This window comes from Pseudonocardia sp. SID8383 (assembly GCF_009864975.1).
Taxonomy (GTDB): Bacteria; Actinomycetota; Actinomycetes; order Mycobacteriales; family Pseudonocardiaceae; genus Pseudonocardia; species Pseudonocardia alni.
The window spans coordinates 1-1190 of sequence record NZ_WWFY01000862.1; the positions used below are offsets into that span (position 1 = coordinate 1).

A 1190-nucleotide genomic window follows, 5' to 3' on the forward strand; every position below is an offset into this window, starting at 1 on the left:
GGCGGGGCCCACGCCGCGCCGGCGAGTGCCGGGCCGGCGAGCGGCAGCAGCAGGGCGAACAGGGCCGCCACCGGCGGGGCGACGGCCCGCAGGACCGGACGCAACCGCCGTCAGCTCCCCGGGGCGGTCGGGAGCGTGAACTCGCACGACCGCAGCACACCGCCGGAGCGGTAGTCGAGGAACAGCCGGTAGCTGCCCGGGGCGGGGAGCGACACCGCGAACGCCACCCCGGGGCCGGACCGGTCGGTCGGGGCCGCGCCGGTGATCTCGGGACGGACCGGGAACCGGGCCAGGTCGCCCTGGCGGACCGCGGTCATCCGGCCGAACGCGCCGCCGTCGACGGGCTCGAGGTCGGTGACCGGGGTGCCGTCGCGCCCGACCGTCGCGAACAGCCGGGACTCCCCGCCGGGGACCAGGGCGCCGTCGAGACGGACCTGCTGGTCACTGCCCCCGCAGAGCCCCGCCCGGTTCTCGGCCGGGAAGGTGAAGGCACCGTAGGTGCCGGGGACGTGCAGGTCGGTCCCGAGGTCCAGGTGCGGGCCGCCGGTCGGGGTGAACCCGGCGTACAGCCGCCACACGCCCTGGCCGGGGAACCGGACCGGTGCCCGCCACACGCCGTCGGGGCCCTGGGTGGCGCGCAGCCGCATGTAGCCGGCGACGTCGCGTCGCAGCACGGCGACGTCCATGACCCCGGAGCCGTCGGCGGGGGCGTCGAACCGGGTCACCGGGGCGCCGTCGGAACCGGTCACGGTGAACGCGACCTCGGTGGGCTCGCGCCAGGGGTGGACGGTCCCGACCGGGGTCAGGGTGTAGCCGGCCGCGGTGGTGAGCACGCCGCCCGCGCCGGTCGTCGCGTCGCCGGTGGCCAGGCCGGCCGCGAGGACGCCGTCGTCGCCGCGCTCGTCGCCGGGGTCGCCGCCGGCCCGCGCGTCGGCGACCGGGGTCGCCGAGAGGGTGCCCACCGCACCGCCCGCCGTCCAGGCCGCGGTGAACACCAGCACCGACGCGGCGCCGAAACCGGCAAGCCGGGCCGCGGCCGATCCCGCGATCCGCCCCATGCCCACCTCCTCCGTCGCGTCGTCCACGGGGTACAACGTCCGGGGCGCGATCTCGTTGCGCTCCGTGGAGTGCCGGATGCGGACGGTGATCACAGCGAGACGGGGATCACCCGGCGCGGCGGGTGACGCGCA

At 78.0% G+C, this 1190-nt stretch carries 1 protein-coding gene; it reads right to left on the minus strand.

Annotation, left to right across the window (positions count from 1 at the left end):
* Positions 1–110: 110 nt before the first annotated feature.
* A partial coding sequence (locus GTW08_RS20820) for a hypothetical protein (protein ID WP_237454028.1) occupies positions 111–1190 on the minus strand: 1080 nt, incomplete at its 5' end.